This window comes from Flavonifractor sp. An10, assembly GCF_002161215.1.
In the GTDB taxonomy this organism is placed as follows: Bacteria; Bacillota; Clostridia; order Oscillospirales; family Oscillospiraceae; genus Flavonifractor; species Flavonifractor avistercoris.
Genome location: NZ_NFMB01000008.1, coordinates 98,606 through 119,073 on the forward strand (window position 1 = coordinate 98,606; position 20,468 = coordinate 119,073).

The 20,468-nt window shown below is 58.3% G+C and carries 17 protein-coding genes; 12 read left to right on the top strand and 5 right to left on the bottom strand.

What is annotated here, in order from left to right:
* Positions 1-15 precede the first annotated feature (15 nt).
* The 3 genes from B5E42_RS14485 to B5E42_RS14495 form a co-directional block, all read right to left on the bottom strand.
* Positions 16-1,158, bottom strand: a complete 1,143-nt coding sequence (locus B5E42_RS14485; protein ID WP_087240905.1) for an acyl-CoA dehydrogenase — start codon at positions 1,156-1,158, stop codon at positions 16-18.
* A gap of 386 nt (positions 1,159-1,544) precedes the next feature.
* The gene (locus B5E42_RS14490; RefSeq protein WP_087240907.1) at positions 1,545-2,996 is read right to left on the bottom strand and encodes a 4-hydroxyphenylacetate 3-hydroxylase family protein; all 1,452 of its coding nucleotides are present in this window, start codon (positions 2,994-2,996) and stop codon (positions 1,545-1,547) included.
* 42 nt (positions 2,997-3,038) lie between these two features.
* Positions 3,039-3,917, bottom strand: coding sequence for a hypothetical protein (locus B5E42_RS14495; protein ID WP_087240909.1), 879 nt, complete (start codon positions 3,915-3,917; stop codon positions 3,039-3,041).
* A gap of 237 nt (positions 3,918-4,154) precedes the next feature.
* Between B5E42_RS14495 and B5E42_RS14500 the strand changes: the two genes are divergently transcribed.
* The 7 genes from B5E42_RS14500 to B5E42_RS14530 all read left to right on the top strand — a co-directional run bounded on the left by B5E42_RS14500 (position 4,155) and on the right by B5E42_RS14530 (position 11,196).
* On the top strand, positions 4,155-4,631 hold the full coding sequence (locus tag B5E42_RS14500; protein WP_087240911.1) for a cupin domain-containing protein: 477 nt from the start codon (positions 4,155-4,157) through the stop codon (positions 4,629-4,631).
* Between the two features lie 85 nt (positions 4,632-4,716).
* Positions 4,717-5,514, top strand: coding sequence for an aldolase/citrate lyase family protein (locus tag B5E42_RS14505; RefSeq protein ID WP_087240913.1), 798 nt, complete (start codon positions 4,717-4,719; stop codon positions 5,512-5,514).
* 399 nt (positions 5,515-5,913) lie between these two features.
* On the top strand, positions 5,914-6,660 hold the full coding sequence (locus B5E42_RS14510; RefSeq protein WP_162613999.1) for an MBL fold metallo-hydrolase: 747 nt from the start codon (positions 5,914-5,916) through the stop codon (positions 6,658-6,660).
* A gap of 72 nt (positions 6,661-6,732) precedes the next feature.
* Complete coding sequence (locus B5E42_RS14515) at positions 6,733-7,887, top strand: TRAP transporter substrate-binding protein (RefSeq protein ID WP_087240917.1); 1,155 nt, start codon at positions 6,733-6,735, stop codon at positions 7,885-7,887.
* 79 nt (positions 7,888-7,966) lie between these two features.
* Positions 7,967-8,572, top strand: coding sequence for a TRAP transporter small permease (locus B5E42_RS14520; RefSeq protein ID WP_087240919.1), 606 nt, complete (start codon positions 7,967-7,969; stop codon positions 8,570-8,572).
* Complete coding sequence (locus B5E42_RS14525; RefSeq protein ID WP_087240921.1) at positions 8,569-9,861, top strand: TRAP transporter large permease; 1,293 nt, start codon at positions 8,569-8,571, stop codon at positions 9,859-9,861. The genes B5E42_RS14520 and B5E42_RS14525 overlap by 4 nt, the downstream gene beginning before the upstream one ends.
* A 276-nt stretch (positions 9,862-10,137) precedes the next feature.
* A complete protein-coding gene (locus B5E42_RS14530) occupies positions 10,138-11,196 on the top strand; it encodes an amidohydrolase family protein (protein ID WP_162614000.1) in 1,059 nt (352 codons plus the stop codon).
* 10 nt (positions 11,197-11,206) lie between these two features.
* Here the strand turns inward: B5E42_RS14530 and B5E42_RS14535 are convergent, their stop codons facing one another.
* Positions 11,207-12,652, bottom strand: coding sequence for a sigma 54-interacting transcriptional regulator (locus B5E42_RS14535; protein ID WP_162614001.1), 1,446 nt, complete (start codon positions 12,650-12,652; stop codon positions 11,207-11,209).
* A gap of 147 nt (positions 12,653-12,799) precedes the next feature.
* Here B5E42_RS14535 and B5E42_RS14540 point away from each other — a divergent pair, with 147 nt between their 5' ends.
* The 5 genes from B5E42_RS14540 to B5E42_RS14560 all read left to right on the top strand — a co-directional run bounded on the left by B5E42_RS14540 (position 12,800) and on the right by B5E42_RS14560 (position 17,934).
* Positions 12,800-13,678 (top strand): DUF6282 family protein, encoded by an 879-nt coding sequence (locus tag B5E42_RS14540; protein ID WP_087240926.1) that lies wholly within the window; start codon positions 12,800-12,802, stop codon positions 13,676-13,678.
* Between the two features lie 27 nt (positions 13,679-13,705).
* Positions 13,706-14,932, top strand: coding sequence for a lactate racemase domain-containing protein (locus B5E42_RS14545; protein WP_087240928.1), 1,227 nt, complete (start codon positions 13,706-13,708; stop codon positions 14,930-14,932).
* 45 nt (positions 14,933-14,977) lie between these two features.
* The gene (locus tag B5E42_RS14550) at positions 14,978-16,162 is read left to right on the top strand and encodes a mandelate racemase/muconate lactonizing enzyme family protein (protein WP_087240930.1); all 1,185 of its coding nucleotides are present in this window, start codon (positions 14,978-14,980) and stop codon (positions 16,160-16,162) included.
* A 74-nt stretch (positions 16,163-16,236) separates the two neighbouring features.
* The gene (locus B5E42_RS14555) at positions 16,237-17,160 is read left to right on the top strand and encodes a 3-keto-5-aminohexanoate cleavage protein (protein ID WP_087240932.1); all 924 of its coding nucleotides are present in this window, start codon (positions 16,237-16,239) and stop codon (positions 17,158-17,160) included.
* A 12-nt stretch (positions 17,161-17,172) separates the two neighbouring features.
* Positions 17,173-17,934, top strand: coding sequence for a DUF169 domain-containing protein (locus B5E42_RS14560; protein WP_087240934.1), 762 nt, complete (start codon positions 17,173-17,175; stop codon positions 17,932-17,934).
* A 309-nt stretch (positions 17,935-18,243) separates the two neighbouring features.
* On the opposite strand, the gene B5E42_RS14565 is transcribed toward B5E42_RS14560, so the two are convergent.
* Entirely contained in the window at positions 18,244-20,205 is a 1,962-nt protein-coding gene (locus B5E42_RS14565) for a sigma 54-interacting transcriptional regulator (protein WP_087240936.1), read from the bottom strand.
* Positions 20,206-20,468 lie beyond the last annotated feature (263 nt).

A 20,468-nucleotide genomic window follows, 5' to 3' on the forward strand; every position in this document is an offset into this window, starting at 1 on the left:
TCGCTCCCCCGTTCTTTACTTCAGGCCCATGTTGCTGGAGATGACGATGCGCTGCACCTCAGAGGTGCCCTCATAGATCTCGGTGATCTTGGCGTCACGCATCATGCGCTCCATGGGATAGTCCTTGGTGTAGCCGTAGCCGCCGAACATCTGGAGGGCCTTGGTGGTGATCTGCATGGCGTTTTCCGAGGTGAACAGCTTGGCCATGGCGGCCTCCACGGTGAAGGGCTTTCCGGCGGTCTTGAGCTCGGCGGCCTGATAGGTCAGCAAGCGGCCGGCCTCCACGGCCACCTTCATGTCCGCGAACACGAACTGGGTGTTCTGGAAGCGGGAAATGGGCTTGCCGAACTGGACGCGGCCCTTGGTGTAGCCGATGGCCTCCTCCATGGCGCCCTCGGTGATGCCCAGGGCCTGGGCCGCAATGCCGATGCGGCCGCCGTCCAGGGTCTGCATGGCGATCTTGAAGCCCTTGCCCTCCTGGCCCAGCAGGTTCTCTTTGGGCACAATGCAGTCGGTGAACACCAGCTCGGCGGTGGGGGAGCCGTGGAGGCCCATCTTCTCCTCGTGCTTGCCCACGGAGTAGCCGGGGAAGCCGCTCTCCACGATGAAGGCGGAGATACCGCGGGTGCCCTTGCTGGGGTCGGTCATGGCGAACACCACGGCCACATCGGCCACATAGCCGTTGGTGATGAAGATCTTGGAGCCGTTGAGGACATAGTGATCCCCGTCCAGCACCGCCGTGGTGGTGCCCTTGGAGGCGTCGGAGCCCGCGTTGGGCTCGGTGAGGGCGAAGGCCCCCACCTTGTGCCCCTCGGTGAGCATCCGCAAGTACTTCTGCTTCTGCTCCTCGGTGCCGTTGCGCAGGATGGGGTCGCAGCACAGGCCGTTGTGGGTGGCCACGATATCGCCGGTGGAGGCGCAGGCCTTGCTCAGCTCCTCAATGGCCAGCGCGGAGGACAGATCGTCCGCGCCGGAGCCGCCATACTCCTTGGGCACGCACATGCCCATAATGCCGTAGCGGAACAGCTTCTCGATGTTCTCCCGGGGATACTCGCAGGACTTGTCCGTCTCGGCCGCGATGGGCTTTACCTCGTTCTCCGTAAAAGCGCGAACCATTTTTTGAATCAGCGTCTGCTCTCTTGTCAGATTAAAATCCACTGTGGTACTACTCCTTTCCTGCAACTCCAGCAACAATCAATTTCCTGTGCATGGTTTTAGTGGTATGTATGAGATTTCACGCATGGGTCTTGCCGGGCGGAATGGTTCAAAGGACACCTCCGGGAAGCAGGCCTCCAGGCTTTGTACCAACGCCGACCGGTCATAGCGGGGATTGCATCCGCCGCAATAGCGGACACCGACAACACAGTTATCCGGCATGCCGCGCCCGGGCCCGCGGCAGCGGTTCTCCGGCATGCCCGGGCGTCCCGCTGCGGCCGCGCAGCCGGGAGCGCACAGCCTCCGCACCTCTGCGATTCATACCGTTTCCCTCCTTGTCCAGATGAGAAAGGGGCGGCGGTCTCCCGCCGCCCCGGGGCTGTGGCTGTTTACTCCTTGATGTGGGCGATGGCCTTGGCCAGTTCTTTTTTGTGCTCCAGGTTGCCCTGGCGTGCGATCATGATGCGCTGGGCCTGGGGAGAGCCGGCGCCGTGCATGGACTCGGTGCGGTAACCCACCGCCGCCGTGCCCAGGGCCAGGTTCTCAATCAGCCGCAGAACCCGCAGACGGTTTTCGGTGGACACGGAGGCCACGCCCCGCAGATACTTGTCGATCACAGGGCCCAGCTTGGGATCGCGGAAGTCCGCCTCGGAGGGGGCGGTGACCACCAGGCCGCCGGCGATGTCCTCGGCCAGGCGGACGATCTCATAGGGGAATCGGGTGACGTTCTGCTTGCACACATTGGCCAGCAGCAGGTCGATGATGTAGTTGCCGCTCTCGGTGGGATGGCCCTCGGCGGAACAGGCGATGCCGCAGCAGTACAGGGTCTCGTTCAGGTGGGTCATCTCGATGAGCTTGTCCTTGATGTGGCTGGCCTTGGCCGCACCGTTGTAGTCGGCGGCCAGGGCGGCGGCGCCGATGAGCACGTCGCCCACGCCCACCTTGCAGCCGCCGTAGCTCTGCCGGTGGTAGCCGGCGAACCGCTCCACCAGCATGCCGGCAAACTCGGCCTCGCCGTTCAGGAAGATTCGCTCATTGGGCACAAACACGTGGTCGAAGACGGTCAGGGCCTCCACCCCGCCGAACTCACTGTTGCCCACGTCCAGCTCGCTGCCCTCCAGCTTGCGGGTGTCGCAGCTCTGGCGGCCGACGATCATGTAGATGCCCGGGGTGTCCGCCGGCACGGCGAAGGAGACGGCGTAATCCCTGTCATCCGGCCCCATGGACTGGGTGGGCATGACAATGACCTCATGGCTGTTGATGATGCCGGTCTGGTGGGCCTTGGCCCCGCACACCACCACGCCGTCAGGGCGGCGCTCCACCACGCGGAGGAACAGATCGGGGTCATCCTGGGCATGAGGCGCCTTGGAGCGGTCGCCCTTGGGGTCGGTCATGGCGCCGTCCACGGTCAGGTCGTTCTCCTGCACGTAGGCGGCAAATTTCCGGAAGTTCTCGTGGTAGCCGGTGCCGTACTTCTGATCCACCTCATAGGTGGTGGAGAACACCGCGTTGAAGGCGTCCATGCCCACGCAGCGCTGGAAGCAGGCGGCGGTCTTCTGCCCCAGCAGCCGCTGCATCTTTACCTTCTTCACCAGATCCTCGGTGGACTGGTGGATGTGGGTGAAGCGGTTGACCCGCTTCCCGGTCAGGGGGGATACCGCGGTCATCAGATCCTGGTACTCCGGCTTCTGCGCCAGATCATAGGTCATGCGCACGCTGTTCAGCGCGGGGCGCAGGATGGGATCGTCCACGGGGTTGTCGATCTTCTTGCCGAACATGTACACCTGCATGTTCAGCTTACGGATGCTCTCGATGTACTGTTCTCCAGTCATAAGGGGCATGGTATCTCGTCCTTTCTGTGCAGAAATTATGGCGGTGACGGCTCAGATGAACGCGGCGAAGGGAGAGAGGGCCGACTCCTCCAGTTCCTCCTTGGTGTACAGGCGGTCAAATCCGCAGATGATCCGGCCAGCAAAGGACTGGCCCGCCGCCAGAGAGAGCCCGTCCTGCAGGAAAGGCCTGACCTCTACGCCGTTCAGGTCGGGCTGAGGGGACACCTGCATGGCGGTCATGGTGCTATACGCGGAGACGGTCAGGGCTGCCTCGACGTGGGATAGCTCCGCCATGGGTTTAATCTCCTCCTTGTCAAAGACAAAGGTCTGGGGGCGGTTCGCCAGGGGGACGAAGGCCAGCTCTCCATAGGAGGTCTGGGCAACGGGAACTTTCTGCCCGCCCAGGAGGACCTCCGGACAGAAGGTGCGCAGCGTATAACCGGCGAATGACGGGGACTCTTGTAGCCGAAGAACTAAGGCGGAGGTGAGGGAGATGCAGGCATCCTGTTCCGGGGTAGCGAACAGGTCAATGACGATCCGGTTCAGGTTGACCCACATGACCCGCGCGCCCAGGGCACAGGCAATGCCCGCCGGGGTGCTCTCTGCCGGGAGGCGGCAGGAGAGAAACAGATGGTTCTCCCCGACTTCCTCCACGTTCCAGTGCCGGTGGGCCGTGGGGAGTGGGTGGCCGTTCAGCGTGCCGGTTACCGCCCCCAGATCCAACCGGCCGGTCTGGTACTCTTCCAGGGTGTCATACCCGCACAGGACGTTGTGCATCTGCCCATCCCTGCCGTGGATGTGGATTCCCTTTATGGTGCATCCATAATCGGAGACCTCAATATAGTCGTTGGTGTTGTTCGGGATCCGGAAGATGGACACCTCCGCCCCGTCGACTGTCCCAAAGTGAGCCGTCACAATCTTCTGCTCCACTGGTACACTCATTCCTTTCTGTCGTTGTGAATTATCTGCGAAAAACCAGCTGTCAATTGAACAAGCATATTTCATGCCAACTATGAAAAGCTGCCGGAAGCAAAAGTTGGCACGAAATGTGCTTATTTCATGAGCAAAGACGCAGGGCAGCCCGCCCACCTCCACGAGGCGGCTGTTCCACCCGGGGGGAAAGCCGGCTGCCTGCTGCGGCTGTGAAAACAGAAAGGATGCGTGACTATGGCTAAAATCATGTACGGGAACTACAACGACCTGCCCTGGATGCCCAACCACAAGAAAGACGTGGATGGCAAGGTGATGTGCTACATGAAGTGTTTCGCCATGGAGGCCGCCAACATGCACATGTGCATCGGCAAGATGTACAACGGCATGCCCATCGGCCCCCACACCCACCCCAACGAGCAGATCGCCACGGTGGTGAAGGGCGAGTGCGACTACTGGGTGGACGGCGTGCCCTACCGTCTGGCCCCCGGCTGCTGGGTCAACGTTCCCCCCCACTATGTCCACTATGCCCACGTCTATCGCTCCCAGGGCCCCTGCTACCAGATGGACATCATGTCCCCTAAGCGCTCTTCTAGCTGCGACGAGTACAAGGCCTGGCTGAAGGCGGAGTTTGACATCGACTGGGACGCCGGTGGACGGGAAGTGCCCGACCTGACCGCGCCCCAGGATCCCAAGGCGGAGGTCAGGGCGTAAATTCCGGCGGGCCCCGCCGCCGGGGCCCGCCTTTTCCCTCATTTTATCCGGCTGCCGGCCGGGAAAGAAAGGAATCTCGTCCGCTATGAAAATGCGTAACTTTGTCAAGGAAAAAATCGCCGCAAACGGGTATGCTTTGGGAGCCTTTGTGGCCTCCGGATCCCCCACCAACTGCGAATTGCTGGGTCTCAACGGCCTGGACTTCATCATCATCGACTGCGAGCACGCCGAGACCAACACCGAGACCATCGTGCAGATGTGCCGGGCCGCTGAGATGTACGGCACCGCCCCCCTGGTGCGGGTGTATGACCCGGACGATGGCCCCATGATGAGCCGGATGCTGGACGTGGGCCTTCACGGGGTCATGGCTCCCCTCATCGGCACCCCGGAGCAAGCACAAAACCTGGTGAATTTCACCAAATACGCCCCCCTGGGCAAGCGGGGCGCCAACGGCGGCCGCGGCCCCCGCTGGGGCCTCTATGAGGACTATATCCACGTCGCCAACGACAACTGCCTGGCCATCGCTCAGTGCGAGTCCATCGAGGGGCTGGAGAATGTGGAGAAGATTGCCGCCACGCCCGGCCTGGATGCCATTTTCATTGGTACGGGTGACCTGTCTCTGGAGATGGGCATCGCCTTCAAGGCCGACTCCTCCGCCAGCCACACGGTGGACGCCCCTCAGATCGTGGCTGCTATTGACCGGGTGCTGGCCGCCTGCCGGAAGAATCATGTCATCCCCGGCATCGTCACCGCCAGCGCAGAAGATGCTGCCCGCCGCATTCGCCAGGGTTTCCAGTTTGTCACCTGCATGAACGATCTGGGATTTTTCCGGAGCCGCAGTGCCCAGCATATCAACACCGTGCGGGAACTGGCCGGAAAATAGACCGCCCTGTTCGGCCGAAACAGCCAAAAAACAGGCGGAAAAAGCCGCCTGTTTTTTGTGTTTTGTGATTTGATTTTGAATTATAGCAATAAAACTGAATTACAGCGGAAAAAACCTGATAGCATTGGAATTTTCCTCGCCGGAGCTGAATTTTGATTCACAATTAAATTATTTGTCGGTTTTCCACAGAAGACTGCGTGATAGGTGAGTATGGGCTCAACAAATCCACAGAACCCTTATATTGCGGGGTTTGCAGAGAACATCCATGTAAAAATTGGATATTGGCACGTTCTTTGCTTCCTTTTATGGTGTCTGTTATAATAACAGTATACATAACAACGTAGCACCGGCGCCGTTCAGTGCCGGGCACGGAGTATGAGAAAGGGAGTGAGAGTCTGTATGGGCCTCAAAGTAGACTACCTCGGGTGGGCGGCCTTTATCCTGACAGGTCCAACTGGGACACGTCTGGTTACCGATCCATATCTGAGTGGGAATCCACAGACCAAGGTGCCGCCCAGCCCTGTGAGGCCGGAGGATGTCCATGTGGATCTGGTCGTCGTTTCACACTGCGCAGGTGATCATTTCGGACAAGCTCTGGAGATTTTGGCCAACTCTGATACCACAAAACTGTTAGGTGACCACAGTACCCTGTGTTTGGCGGAGCGTGCAGGATATGGCGGTACATGGGATCCACGCATGGAATTGACCACCAGCGGTGCTACCTATGTCCAAGGAGATTTTACCATCCACGCCGTGGATGCCCGACACATCGCCTTCAAGCATTTTTCGGATGGCTCCTACATGACCGGCGAACCGCTTTGTTACATCATCCGGGCAAAGGACGGCCCAACCTGCTTCTTCGGCGGTGATACATCACTGACTTACGATATGAAGCTCTGGGGTGAGCTCTTCCATCCGGATGTGGCGTTCCTGGGTATCGGAGGAGTTGATCTGCAAGGAAGAAGCCTGGATGAGATGGATCCCCCTGCCGCCGCGATCTGCGCGGAAATGCTGGGTGTCAAAACAGTCATCCCGATGCACTACCGCACGCAGGAATACCTGGAGCAGTTCCAACAGCATCTCTCAGTGCGCTGCCCCGGGTGCCGCTGCCTCGCTATGAGGGCAGGAGATTCGGTCACTTTATAAGATGCTCAATCCCGTTGACCGCTTTGTCCTGTTTCAGGGCGAAGTGAGAAAAATTATGGAGGAGAAGAACACATGAAAAAAAGATTTGGAAGGATCTTGGCACTGGTCTCTGTTTTCAGCCTGTTGTGTACCAGCTGTTTGGGAGGCGGCGGCACCACAGCCGCTAATGAGACCGACAGCGGCAGCAGTGAGGAACCCAGCGGCAATAGCGAGGTCACAGTAGGCCTGGAGCGCGATGTTTACGCCATTCCCGACTATACCAACGTGGGGGACGACGTGCGGGTGATCCGGATGTCCGTCTCCATGAGTGCCTCTGACTATGGCACCTCTGCCTCCGGCGTGATGGTCAAGACCTTTGTGGACCGGGTGGAGGAACTCTCCGGCGGCAAGATGGTGGTTCAGGTGTTTCCGGCCAACCAGCTGGCCTCCACCACCGACGATATCGTCAACGGCCTGATCACCGGCGCCTTCGAAATGTCTGAGGTCGGTCAGGCCAACTGGGGCGATTACACCACCGCGTTTACCGCTCTGAATGTTCCCTTCCTGTATCCCGATGAACAGACCGCCTATAACATCATGAACAGCGAGATCGGCGATGGCATGCGGGAACAGCTGCTGACCGACACGGGCCTGCGGGCGGTTGGCTTTATGCACCTGGGTATGCGTACCCTCACCAATAATACGAAGGAGATCCACTCCCCCAGCGACATGGCAAACATGAAGCTCCGTGTACAGAGTGATCCCACTCAGATCGCAGCCTTTGAGGAACTTGGCGCTTCTGTCATGACGACCTCCTTCTCCGAGCTGTTCACCGCCCTGCAGCAGGGCCTGTGCGATGGCCAGGACAACCCCATCATCACCATCGTGTCCCAGAAGTTCTATGAGGTGCAGAACTACATCACCATGCTCAACCACCTGCCCAACCTCTCCATGGTGGTCATCAGCGACGCTTATTATCAGTCTCTGTCCGCTGACGAGCAGAGCTGGGTCGACCAGGCCGGCCAGGAGGCCACCGAGGCATGCTACCAGACCATGCTGGACACCACCCAGACCCTGATCGACCAGCTGACGGAGTATGGCATCAATATTACCTACCTCACCGACGAGGAGTATCAGGTCTTCGTCGACTCCGTACCCAACACCTGGGCCCTGTGTGAGGAAACCATGGGTACTGATGCCTGGAACGAGCTGCTGGCCGCCGTGGAGGCCGCCCAGAGCGAGGCATAAGAGATCACTGAACGGCAGGACGGCCGCCCGGGGGGGTAGCTGCCCCGCCTAAAAATCAGAAAGGAAAGGAGTTTGCAAGGTGCGTACAGAGAAAAACTGGGCCAAAGAAATGCTGATGCACTTTGAGACCTATATCGGCTTGGCCGCCTTCCTCTTTATTACCGTAATTCTCACGGTACAGGTGGTGGGCCGGTACATCTTCGGCCATTCCTGGGCCTGGATCGAGGAGACCAGTGTCATCGCATTTGTCATCATGATCTACTGCGGCGTGTCCGGTGCCGTCACCACCCGGCAGAACATGCGCATCGACATGGTGCTCACCGTGGTGCCCTTCATGGCCAAAAAGGTGCTCATGATCCTGGACACCATCATCAACGCCGTCTTTGTGGGTTGGCTGACCTACTACCTGTATGAGATCGTCCTGAACATGCTGGAGTTGAACCAGGTGTACTCCGTCACCCGCATCCCCCGCGTGTCCGTCTATATTTTTATTGTTGTCATGATGGTCCTGGGCATCATCCGCTCTGTCCAGGAGGTCATCAAGCTGTCCAAAGAGAAGGAGAAGGAGCTGGGCAAGGCAGAGCCTGCCTTTGACCTGGACGCCATCTGGGAGAAGGGCAAGGCCGCCCGCGACGCCTACTTCGCCCAGCAGAAACTGAAAGGAACGGAGGGATCTGATAAATGAACGGTACTATGGTCGCGTTCGCGTTCGTCCTGCTGTTCATCCTGCTGTTCATGGGCGTGCCCATCGGCACCTCCCTGGGCATCCCGGTGGCCATCCTGGTGGCCGCCACGCAGATCACCAGCTTTGAGTACATCGCCCAGTTCCTCTACACCAAAATCGCCGACTTCACCATGCTGAGCCTGCCCTTCTTCCTGCTGGCCGGCGACATCATGGATGTGGGAGGCCTGTCAAAACGATTGGTCGCCGTGGCAAACTCCCTCATCGGCAACGTCACCGGCGCCCTGGGCACCGTGACGGTCATCGCCTGCATGTTCTTCGGCGCCGTCTCCGGCTCTGCCCCTGCCACTGTGGCCGCCATAGGCACCATCATGATCCCCCAGATGGTGTACGACGGCTATGACAAGGGTTACGCCGTGGGCCTGGTCTGCGTGGCCGGCGGCCTGGGCATTATCGTGCCCCCCTCCTTCCCCATGGTGCTCTACGGCGTGACCAACGGCGTGTCCATCGGCGACATGTTCCTGGCCGGCTGGGGCCCCTCCTTCGTGGTGGGCGGCGTGCTCATCCTCATCAACTACATCATCTGCAAGAAGCGCGGCTACAAGAGCCCCATCCCCAAGGAGACCAGCCTGAAGCTGTTCGGCAAGGCCCTGTGGGACGGCAAGTGGGCCCTGCTGATGCCCATCATCGTCCTGGGCGGCATCTACACCGGCGCCTTCTCCCCCACCGAGGCCGGCGTGGTCTCCTGTGTGTACGGCCTGATCGTGGGCCTGTTCCTGTACAAGGAACTGGACTATAAGCGAATCCTTCCCATGTTCAAGTCCAAGGTCAACTTCCTGGGCGGCATGATGTTCTGCTTCGCTCCCGCAGGCGCCCTGGGTGCGGTGTTCGCCTACCTGGGCTATACCACCGTCATCAAAAACTTCTTCCTGAACATCTCCAGCAACCCCTACATCATCGTGCTGCTGATCTATGCCTTCCTGTTTGTGGCCGGCATGTTCGTGCAGACCGCCCCCATCATCGTCATCATCTCTCCCCTGCTGCTGCCTGTGGCGGAGGCGGTGGGCATCGACCCCGTCCACTTCGGCATCATCATCACTCTGGCCCTGGCCGTGGCCTTTGTTACCCCGCCCGTGGCCTACAACCTGTTTGTGGGGGCCTCCATGTCGGGCATGAGCATAAACAAGATCTCCCAAGCGGCACTCCCGTTCTTGGGTGGCCTGGTTCTGGCAGAGATTATCGTGGGCTTTATCCCCCAGATCAGTATGTTTACCGTCAACCTGTTTGGTTAGAGGCCGCAGAGACAAACTTGGAGAAGGCCCGGCCGGGCCTTCTCCAAGTATTCCAAGGAGAGCGTTTTGACTTGCGGCCGTTCGTCCGCCCGCTGTTTCTGGCAGACCACCGGAGCTGCGTGTCGCTGTGAACGAGTTTGGGAAAGGAACGTGAGGCCTACGAAAATTGTAGAACCGGAAAAGAAATATGACTTCTGGCTGAGAGGGGGCCATGTGATCGATCCTGCACGGAATCTGGATGATGAGATGGATGTTCTGATTTCAGGATGCAGGATCGTGCCCGTACCCGAAAACGGCCATATCGACCCCGCGGATGTGAAGGAGCTTATTGACTGCTCCGGCTGTTATGTGTTTCCCGGCCTGATCGACCACCATGTCCACTTTTCCTGGAATACCTCTGGGATTACACCGGATCTGTTCTGCCTTCCCAACGGAGTTACCGCAGCCTGCGACGCGGGGAGCATAGGCACCAATGCCTTTGAGAACTTTGTTCGCTTCCGCATCCTGCCGGCCATCACCACCCTGCAGGCCTCGGTCAACGTGACCACCGGAGGTATGGCCGGGGCTGGGTATATGGAGAACATCGACCCGGCTCTCTATGACGAGCGGGCCATGACCTATCTGTTTGACCAATACCGGCCCTATCTCTATGGGTTCAAGCTGCGCATTGGTAAGGACATCTCCGAGGGTATGGGGCTGAAGCCCCTGGAGGAGAGCGTGAAACTGGCCCGCAAGTTTCATACCCGGCTTTCCCTCCACGCCACGTGCCCTCTGGAACCTGTCCCGGAGATCGTGAACTGTCTGGGCCGGGGGGACGTGCTATGCCACACTTTCCAGGCAAAGGGCCCCTACAGTATTCTGGACGAGAACGGCAGCATCTATCCGGAAGTTTGGAGCGCCCGGGAGCGGGGCGTCCTCTTCGACAGCGCCCAGGGCCGCATTCACTGTTCCTTCCGCGTGGCCAGGGCTGCCGTTGAGCAGGGTTTCCTCCCCGATGTGATCAGCACCGACCTGACCACCTTCAGCGTTTATCAGGAGCGTCTGTTCTCTCTGCCTGTCACCATGGCCCGCTTCTTGGCGCTGGGCATGAGCTTATACGATGTGGTTCGCTGCTGTACCGCCACTCCCGCCGAGCTCATGGGGATGGAGGAGAAGATCGGTACCCTTCGCCCGGGGGCTATGGCAGATGTAGCCATCATGAAGCTGGAAACAAGAAAATTTGAATTCCAAGACTCTTATGGCAACCATCTGCCCGCAGCCCAGCTCCTGCTGCCCCAGATGACCATCAAAGCCGGGCGGTGCTGCTGGCGGAACACTGCGTTTGCCGCCTTCTGACGGTGATGGCCTACCACTCCAGTCCGTAAAGCTTGGCCTTCCGGGCCACGGTGGGCTGGGAGGTGTTCAGCGCCTGGGCCGCCTTATAGGTGGTGCCGTAGCGGGTGAGGGCCTCCTTGAGCAGCTTCTTTTCGTAGTCGGCCACCATATCCTTCAAGGAGGAGCCAGAGGGCTCCAGTCGGAGCGCTGCTCCATCTCCGTTCTCCAGGATCGCCATCAAGCGGGAGGCAGTGAGCCAGTGTTCTTCCCCGATGATCACAAGGCGCTCCAGCAGGTTTTCCATCTCCCGGATGTTTCCGGGCCACTGGTATTCCTTCATGATCTGCAGAGCCTCTTCGGTAAACTTCTTCTCTCTGCCGTATTTGGCGTTGAATTTCTCTAGAAAGTGCGTGGCCAGCAGAGGGATGTCGTCCCCCCGCTCCCGCAGCGGCGGGATATGGAGGGGAACCAGGTTGAGACGGTAGTACAGATCCCGGCGGAAGCTGCCCTCCTCCACCATAGACTCCAGGTTCTGGTTGGTGGCGGCGATAAGACGCACGTCAATGGGAATGGTGTTGGTTCCGCCCACCCGGATGATCTCCCGCTCCTGCAGAGCACGGAGCAGCTTGGGCTGGAGTGCACGGGGCAATTCCCCTACCTCGTCCAGCAGCAGGGTGCCGTGGTTGGCCAACTCGAACATACCGGGCTTACTCTTCACTGCCCCGGTGAACGCGCCCCGTTCATAGCCGAACAGCTCGCTCTCCATCAGGGATTCTGGGATGGAGGCACAATTCACCCGGATAAAGGGCTTGCCCTTCCGGTTGCTGCGCTGGTAGATTTCGTTGGTGAGAACCTCCTTGCCCACGCCAGACTCCCCTGTGATAAGCACGGTGACATCCGTACCTGCCACATATTCCACGGTATTCATCAAAGCCAGCATCTGCGGGCAGTTGCCGATCACGTTCTGGGATGCGGCCATCTTGCTGCGGTAGAATTCCAGTTCCTCAGAGATCAGCTTGTTTTTCTCTATGGCGCTTTGCAGATCATCGCACAGCTGGGAAAAGTTGGTCAGATCCCGGCACCAGGTGAGGATGTACTGCAGCCTCCCCTCCTGAAAGAGAGGGATACTGGTGAGCATGAACCGATTTTTAGTAGAAGAATAGGCGAACATGGACACCCGTTTCTGCTTCTGCAGGGCGGTAAGAGCAATGGAGTCGAACATTTTCTGGTCAAAGTGGGTGAACTGGGCGGCTCGGTTGTCCGCATCCTTCTCGATGGAGAAGTAGAAGCCCTGGTTTCCCTTACTGATGGCGTCGTTGATGTAGAGGCCAACAGCGTTTTCCCGGGGCAAACCGATGAGCTGCTCCCAAGCTCGGTTGGCAAATACCAGGATCCCGTCGGTGTTGATGATGTGGATGGGATCCTCCAGCGCGTCCAGAATGGCATACAGGTCGATATTCAGACCGTCAAAATCCATTTCCATCCTCCTGCACATTTTTGTTTAAATTTAATTATAACATTTCTACCCGGGCCTGTCTATGAAATAATTCAATTTTAAATCAAATGCCGCGCCCGGTGCCAATGGCGCGCCGCTGCCCGGCATCTTGCCAAGGAGGTAATTTCTATGGACAGAGAAAAGCTTTTGAAAGGCGTCATCGATATCCACGTGCATGCGGGTCCCTCTGTGGCCGCACGTGAACTGGACGCCGCCGACATGCTGAAGGAGGCGGAGGCTGCCGGTTACCGTGGCTTTCTGGTGAAGGATCACTACTTTCCCAGCATGATGGGCTGCCAAATGGTACAGAACCACCTGGGCAACGGCAGCGTGCAGGTATTCGGCAGCATGTGCCTAAACAACGCCATGGGACTGTTCAACCTGAACGCCGTGGACGTGGCCTACGGCATGGGCGCCAAGATGATCTACTTTCCCACTGTGTCCAGTAAGAATCACATCGATGCCCACAAAGGCCATTTCGCCGGTGCGGGGAAGATGTCCGTGCCTGAGACCCCGGTGGTCTATGTGGACGAGAACGGTCAGTTGGATCCCGCCGCTGTGCGGGTTCTGGAGTACATGGCCGAGAAAGACATGGCCCTGGGCACCGGCCACGGCAGCGCCCGGGAGGTGGACGTCTTGGTTCGGAAAGCGGTGGAAGTTGGCGTGAAGAAGATCCTGGTCAACCACCCTCACTTCCACATCGGCGCTACTTATGAGCAGATGCGCCAGTGGGCCGCTCTGGGTGCCTACATCGAGCTGAACGTGTGTGTGTTCTCCGAGGGCTCCAAGATGGGCCCCCTGCCCACCTCTATCCTGGAGGAAATGCTCTTGGAGGTGCCCCACGACCGGATGGTACTGGACTCTGATATGGGCCAGAAGGGCAATGGCTCCCCCGTGGAGGGCATGTACAACTTTATGTGCCTGATGATGGAGCGTTTCGGGATCACTGAAGAGGAACTGGAGATTATGGCCAAGAAGAACCCAGCCATCCTGATGGGGCTGGAATAGGCCCGCAGACGTGGAGGTGGAGTCCAGATGTCTCAGACTTTCCGCCTGTGGCAGAACGCATGGAGGGACGACCCGGAGGCCTCCGTTATCCTAGAGCTGCCGGAGGACTGGATTGTCACAGAGTACCGGATGCCGGCGGATAACCGCAAACCGCTGACCGGGGAGGAACTGGCTGACCGCATCCGGCATCCAGTGGGCATGCCATCCATTCGATCCTTGGCGGCTGGCGGCCGGGAGGCCGCAATTGTGTTCGACGACCTGAGCCGCGGCACGCCGGCAGGCGTGCTGGTGCGGCTGGTCATTGAGGAACTCCTGACCGGGGGTCTGGGCCGGGAGCACATCCGCCTGCTCTGTGCTCTGGGAAACCATGCACCGCTGACCAGGGCCGACTTCGTACAGAAGCTGGGGGAGGAGCTGGTGGAGCAGTTCCCCATCTATAACCACAACCCCTATGAGAACCTGGTCTGCGTCGGCACGGATCGCTTTGGAGACGAGGTTCTGGTAAACCGAGAGTTCATGCAGTGCGATGTGCGCATCGGCGTAGGCTCGGTTTCCCCTCACCCCATGAACGGCTTCGGCGGCGGAGGAAAGCTGATCTTTCCCGGCCTGGCCGGTATCCGTACCACCCATGCCAACCACACTCGCCGAGAGTTTCGGCCCTTCTCCCCGGAGCCCTGCGGGCTGCGCCGGGATATTGAGACCATGACGGAGATGGTGATGCCCTTCTTCAAGATCGATGCCATTCTCAACTCCCGGCTGGAGATCGTGGAACTCAGGGCGGGCGAGCCCCGACAGGAACACCGACAGGCAGTGGCCCTCTCCATGGAACTGAACGGAATGCACCGGGCGGAGGGCACACGGGATGTGGTTTTTGTCAACGCCAATGCCAAATACAACGAAGCACTGATTGCGATCCGTATTGCTGCCATGGATCTGAAACCCGGGGGTGACGTCGTGCTCGTCAACCACTGCCCGGCAGGGCAGGTGGTCCATTACCTGTACAGCGCCTTCGGCAGCGATTACGGCGGTGGCTGCTGGCAGCCATACGACAGGCGGCCTCGGTCGGAGATCGGGCGGATCATCTACTACACTCCCTACCCGGACGTGGCCAGCCGGATGAGTCTGAGCGAACCTGATAAAGTGGTGTTCGCGAAAACCTGGAACCAGGTAATGTCCCTGTTGAGGGCGCATGGGCCGGAGACGCGGGCCTCCGTCATCACTGACGGAACGATCTCCTGCTTTCTGCCCTCCTGATACCAACCTTAAAAGCAACCGATTCTGAACAAAGGAGCGATTGACATGAAAATTACCAGCATTGACGTGTTCCTTGTCACCATTGGCCAACCCTCCGTCCCTGGAAGCCCTTGGAACCCGGTGGTCGTGCGCATCAACACAGAGGACGGCATCAGCGGCTACGGCGAGGTGGGTCTGGCCTACGGCGACACCAAAGAGTCCGCAGTGGGCATGTGCCGGGATTTTGCCAAGCTGATCATCGGCATGGATGCCATGAACAATGAGGCCATTTGGGCCCGCCTGCACAACACCTTCTGGGGCCTGGGCGGCGGCCCGGTGGTCTACGGCGCCATGAGTGCCATTGACATTGCCCTGTGGGATATCAAAGGCAAGGCGTTTAATACCCCTGTCTACAATCTGCTGGGCGGCAAGACCAATCAGAAGCTGCGGGCCTATGCCAGCCAGATTCAGTTTGACTGGGGCAAGGTGGCCAAGCCTCTTATCTACCCCGAGGAGTATGGCGAGGCCTGCATCAAGGCCAAGGAGGATGGCTATGACTGCGTCAAGGTAGACCCCCTGTGCTTCAACATGCAGGGCAAGTACAAGGGGTGGCCCTGCAGCGGCATCCTCCAGCAGAACCAACTGAAAATCGCCTATGAGCGCGTCAAGGCCATCCGCGATGCTGGCGGCCCTGACATGGACATTATCATAGAGCTCCATTCTCTCACTGATGCCAACTCTGCCGTGCAGCTGGCACGGGCCGTGGAGGAGCTGGGTATCTACTACTACGAGGAGCCCACCATGCCCATGAATGTGGGCAATATGAAGGAGATCGCCCAGCGTATTAACATCCCTGTGGCCAGTGGTGAGCGCATCTACACACGTTGGGGCTACCGGCCCTTCCTTGAGGAGCACGCCCTCCATGTCATCCAGCCGGATCTGGGCAACATGGGCGGCCTCACCGAGGGCAAGAAGGTGTGCGACATGGCCCGCGTGTATGACGTTGGCGTCCAGGTTCACGTGTGCGGCGGTCCCCAGGCTACGGCAGCGGCCCTCCAGCTGGAGGCGGTCATTCCCAACTTCCTGATCCATGAGCACCACCAGGCAGCCCTGCTGGAGGCCAATATCCTTACTGGCACACACGATTACCAGCCTGTCAACGGCTACTTCACTGTACCCGACCTACCCGGCCTCGGCCAGGAGCTGAGTCAGAAGGCGATGGATACCGCCATCAAAGTCACCGTGAAATAGAAAACACCGCGCACATGCCCGGCCGCGCTGCGGGTCACGCAGGGCGGCCGGGCGTTCCAGAAGGAGATTCAGTCATGAAAAAAGTAATTATCACGGCCGCCGTGGTGGGTACCGCTCATATGGCCAGCATGAGTCCGTATTTCCCGGTCAAGCCGGAGGATATCATCCAGCAGGCTGTGGACGCCTGTGCCGCCGGTGCTGCATCCATCCACATCCATGGTCGAGATCGGGAAACGGGGGAGCCAACCTCTGACATCGGCCTGATTCGGGAGGTGGTCAGCGGGATCAAGGAGCGATGTGACGCCATCATCTGCATCACTACGGGTGGAAGCCAGATGATGACGGTGGAGGAGCGTATCTCCGTCGTCCCTGCCCTTAAGCCGGAGTTGGCCTCCTGCAACGCCGGTTCCATGAATTTTGTGCTCTCTGATCTTGTGTCCCACCTGAAGCCGGACGATCCGGAGTGGGAATACGAGTACCTGGGCGGTACCTACGATAATGTATTTGCCAATACCTACTACGGCATTGAGACCTATATCAGAACCATGCAGGAGAACAGCACTGTCCCGGAATTTGAGGTCTACGATGCGGGCATGATCAACAACATCGCCTATTTCCGGAATAAGGGTATCCTTACTGGCCCTGTGTACATCCAGTTTGTCATGGGGATCCAAGGCGGCATCCCCGCTACGGTGGACAACTTGGTTTTCCTGCGAGCCACAGCGGAGCGCCTGCTGGGGGACAGTTTCACCTGGTCTGTGGCCGCCGCAGGGAAGCATCAGATGCCCATTGCCGCAGCAGCGCTTGCCATGGGCGGCAACGTGCGCGTGGGACTTGAGGACAATCTGTATATCCGCCCCCACCAGTTGGCCCGCTCCAACGCCGAGCAGGTGCGCGCGGTTGCCACGATGGCTGGGATTTTGGGACGCGAAGTAGCCACACCGGATGAGGCGAGAGCAATCCTGGGCCTGAAGGGCAAGGATCAGGTCAACTATTAAGGGGGAGTTACCATGGAAAAATACGATTGGACTGACATAACAGGCCGTCTTGCCCGGCTGCTACGGCCCCAGACCACCCCAGTGGGTATGAAGTGGATACGCACGGAGGAGGAACTCGACGCCATCCCCAAGGTGCGTATCCACGACAAGCATCTGCCCCCCTGCACCATCGTCAGCCATGCGGCCCAGTTCAACTGGACCAGTGCGTGCAGGGCTGAAAACGTCCACGCAAACTATTGCCGGGGCATCAACGGCATGTTCGCTCCTGACGAGAAGTGGTATTCCGGCAAGATGTTTGAGAACGTGTGGTACGACAATCTGGAGGCGTCCAGGGCCCACAACCGGGCTTTGGATTGCGTGCCGCCGGAGTACGTGGCCTTGGTGGCCTCCCCTCTGACAGCGGGGCGTATCCAGCCCGACGTATGCGTACTCTATCTCTCGCCCGCCCAGGCATTCCTATTTCTGGCCGGGTACCAGTACCACGAGTACGAGAAGCTGGAGTTCACATTTGTGGGAGAGTCCACCTGCTCGGACTCCTGGGTGCGCACCTTCCTCACCGGCAAGCCCGCCATGGCTCTGCCCTGCTACGCGGACAAGAAGTTCGCCGGCGTGGGAGAGAACGACCTGCGTATCACCGTCACCCCGGCGGGCCTGGTGCGGGCTGTGGAAGGGCTGGAGGGCCTTTACAAAAGCGGACTGCGCTATCCCATTGGCTCTTATAGCCTGACCAGCGACATTCTTGCCGGCCTGCCTGAGCATTATCTGGAATTCTAAATATGCGGGACGGCGTACTTGCTGCGTTCTGTGGGTGAGGATATTAGCCTTATCCTCCTTTTGTGGAAGTGGTATACCTTGTTTTTATGCAAGCCACCTGCCAACTGAAGTATATTTCTGCAGAAAAGAGCAGAGCCTGCAAAAATACAGGTATAACAAGCTTGACGGGCGAGTCCTTCCCGATAGATTTGGGTATTTTTGCACTCAAACGTCCGGAATATTCACTGTGTCCTCAAAGCAAAATGGGATAAACGGGATATCAAATCCCGTTTATCCCATTTTGCTTTGTTTGCCTGAAGGCCCTGACAGTTATCTGTTTGTTCGCTGTAAGAAATCCTCGCCCTGCTGTGTAATGACCGTGCCCGCCCGGCCAGAATTGAGCTGTACAAGTTTTCGAGCGGACAGCGCTATCAGCATTGTGCGCAATTCGTGTTCTGTGAAATAGTATCCCCAGCGCTCCAGGCTCTGGCATAGGCTTCTCCGACCCAGACGGCGATGCTGATGTTTGGCCTCCAGCAGAGCCAGCAAAATAGCCTGTTCCGGCTGCTCGGCCTTTGAAGCTCCGTCCTTGGCTGGCAGTGAAGCCTCCTGAGCCATATAATCGGGCAAATCCGCTGCAGAGATAACAGGTTGGTATAGGTTGCCAAGGTAGTCCACACAGTTGATCAGCTCCCGAACATTTCCATACCATGGATAGTGTAGCAGAAAAGACACGGCATCTGGTGCCAGGACAAAGTGGTATCCACGCTCCTCCTGAAAATGAGCCGTCAACATCGGGATGTCCTCCGGATGTGCACGCAAAGGTGCTAAATGAAGGGGGAGGGCATTGAGACGGTAATAGAGATCTGCCCGAAAGCGATTCTTCTGTACCATTGTAAACAGATCCTTGTTTGTGGCAGCAATAATTCTACAGTCTGTATGGATCACCCGCTCTCCACCTAAACGGACAATTTCCTTTTCCTGAATAGCCCGCAGGAGACGGCCCTGCAGATGAAAAGGGAGATCTCCGATTTCGTCTAGAAACAGGGTACCGTTGTCAGCTAATTCAAACTTTCCTGCTTTGCCCTCCTTGGAGGCACCGGTAAATGCCCCCCGCTCATAGCCGAAAAGTTCGCTCTCTAACAGATTTTGCGGCACAGCGGCACAGTTGATGGCCACAAAATTCTGACTGCGCCGGGCAGACAGATTGTGGATGGCCTGAGCTGCGACCTCTTTCCCTGTACCGGTTTCCCCGGTGATCAGGACAGGTACCGCCGAGAGAGAAAAACGGTGGATCATGCGGCGCTGATCCACCATGACCTGACTGTCTCCCAGCATATTGTCAAGCCCATAGCGTGGCCGATAGATGTTATTGACAAGCTGACTCTTTAACCGGTTCTGCCTGCGTTCGTTTTGAACAAAATCTTCCGTTAAAAGCAGGGCTCCCACGTACTCGCCATTCCGGTACAGAGGGTGGACGGAGACTGAATAATAAAGGCCATTGACCTGTAAAAGATGATTGGAGAGTTCCCGATGTTCCAGCAGACATTGACAGAGATCCGCATCCTGAATCAGGTCTGTGAGCTTTTTCCCTACAATCTCCTGCCTGTTCCGTCCGAGACAGACTTCCTCTGCGCCGTTGATACGGATGACAGTAAAATCTTTGTCTGCAAAAATGACTCCTTTCTCAATCAACTGCATTAACTCGTCTAACTGTCGCTCCATGAACCCTGAGCGGTCCAACAGGGACTCCAACCCAGATTCGCAAACCATAACCGACCGGAAGTAGGCCTGAATATGCTCTTCTTGAAGCAGATCCCGGCGGTTCAGTTTTGTCAGTAGTTCCACCACTGTCTGTGGGGAGATTTCTCTGTGTCCCAGATCGATGACCCGCTCCGCACCCGGCGGTGCATACTGGCTCTCTCCATTTGTGATGATGGTTTTTGCCCTCGGGTAGTGCTTCTTTCCCGGATAATAGAGAGCATAATCCAGATGAGTCAGTCCTAGGTTCTGAAACAGCAGAATGGAGTCCATGGCCATGGCCCGGTTGAGATTGACGTACAGAACTTTTGAATGGTCTTTTACACGCTTTAGAGTCTGATAGGCTTCACAGCTGATTGTGAGATCAATAATAATAATCTGTGTCTGGGAGGGGATTCGACTGGAGACCATCCGATAGTGGGAGTAAACATTGAACATGGCGGCATCCAGCGCTACATTGGGCGGCTGATAAAGGAATTCATCCAGGGAATACTCTGCAAAGTCAAACCACGCTCCGAGAAGACGATCCAATTTATCTTTGTAAAAATTCCGAACGGCGCCGGGGGCTCTTTTTTGCTGGGTTTATGGCCGCGGCCGGCTCCAGAATCCCCGCCGGAGTGTGGAACAGCGGTCTCGGCGGGGAGAGGAGGAGCGGCGGACTGAGGGAGTTCCGCCGTCGACGGCCTCGAAGGGGCTGGAGATTATAGGGCGTTACGGGGACTGCGGCCTGACATCGGCCCGGGGCGCGCAGGGAGACGGCATTGCGGACGAGGACGAGACGGAAAAAGCTCCCG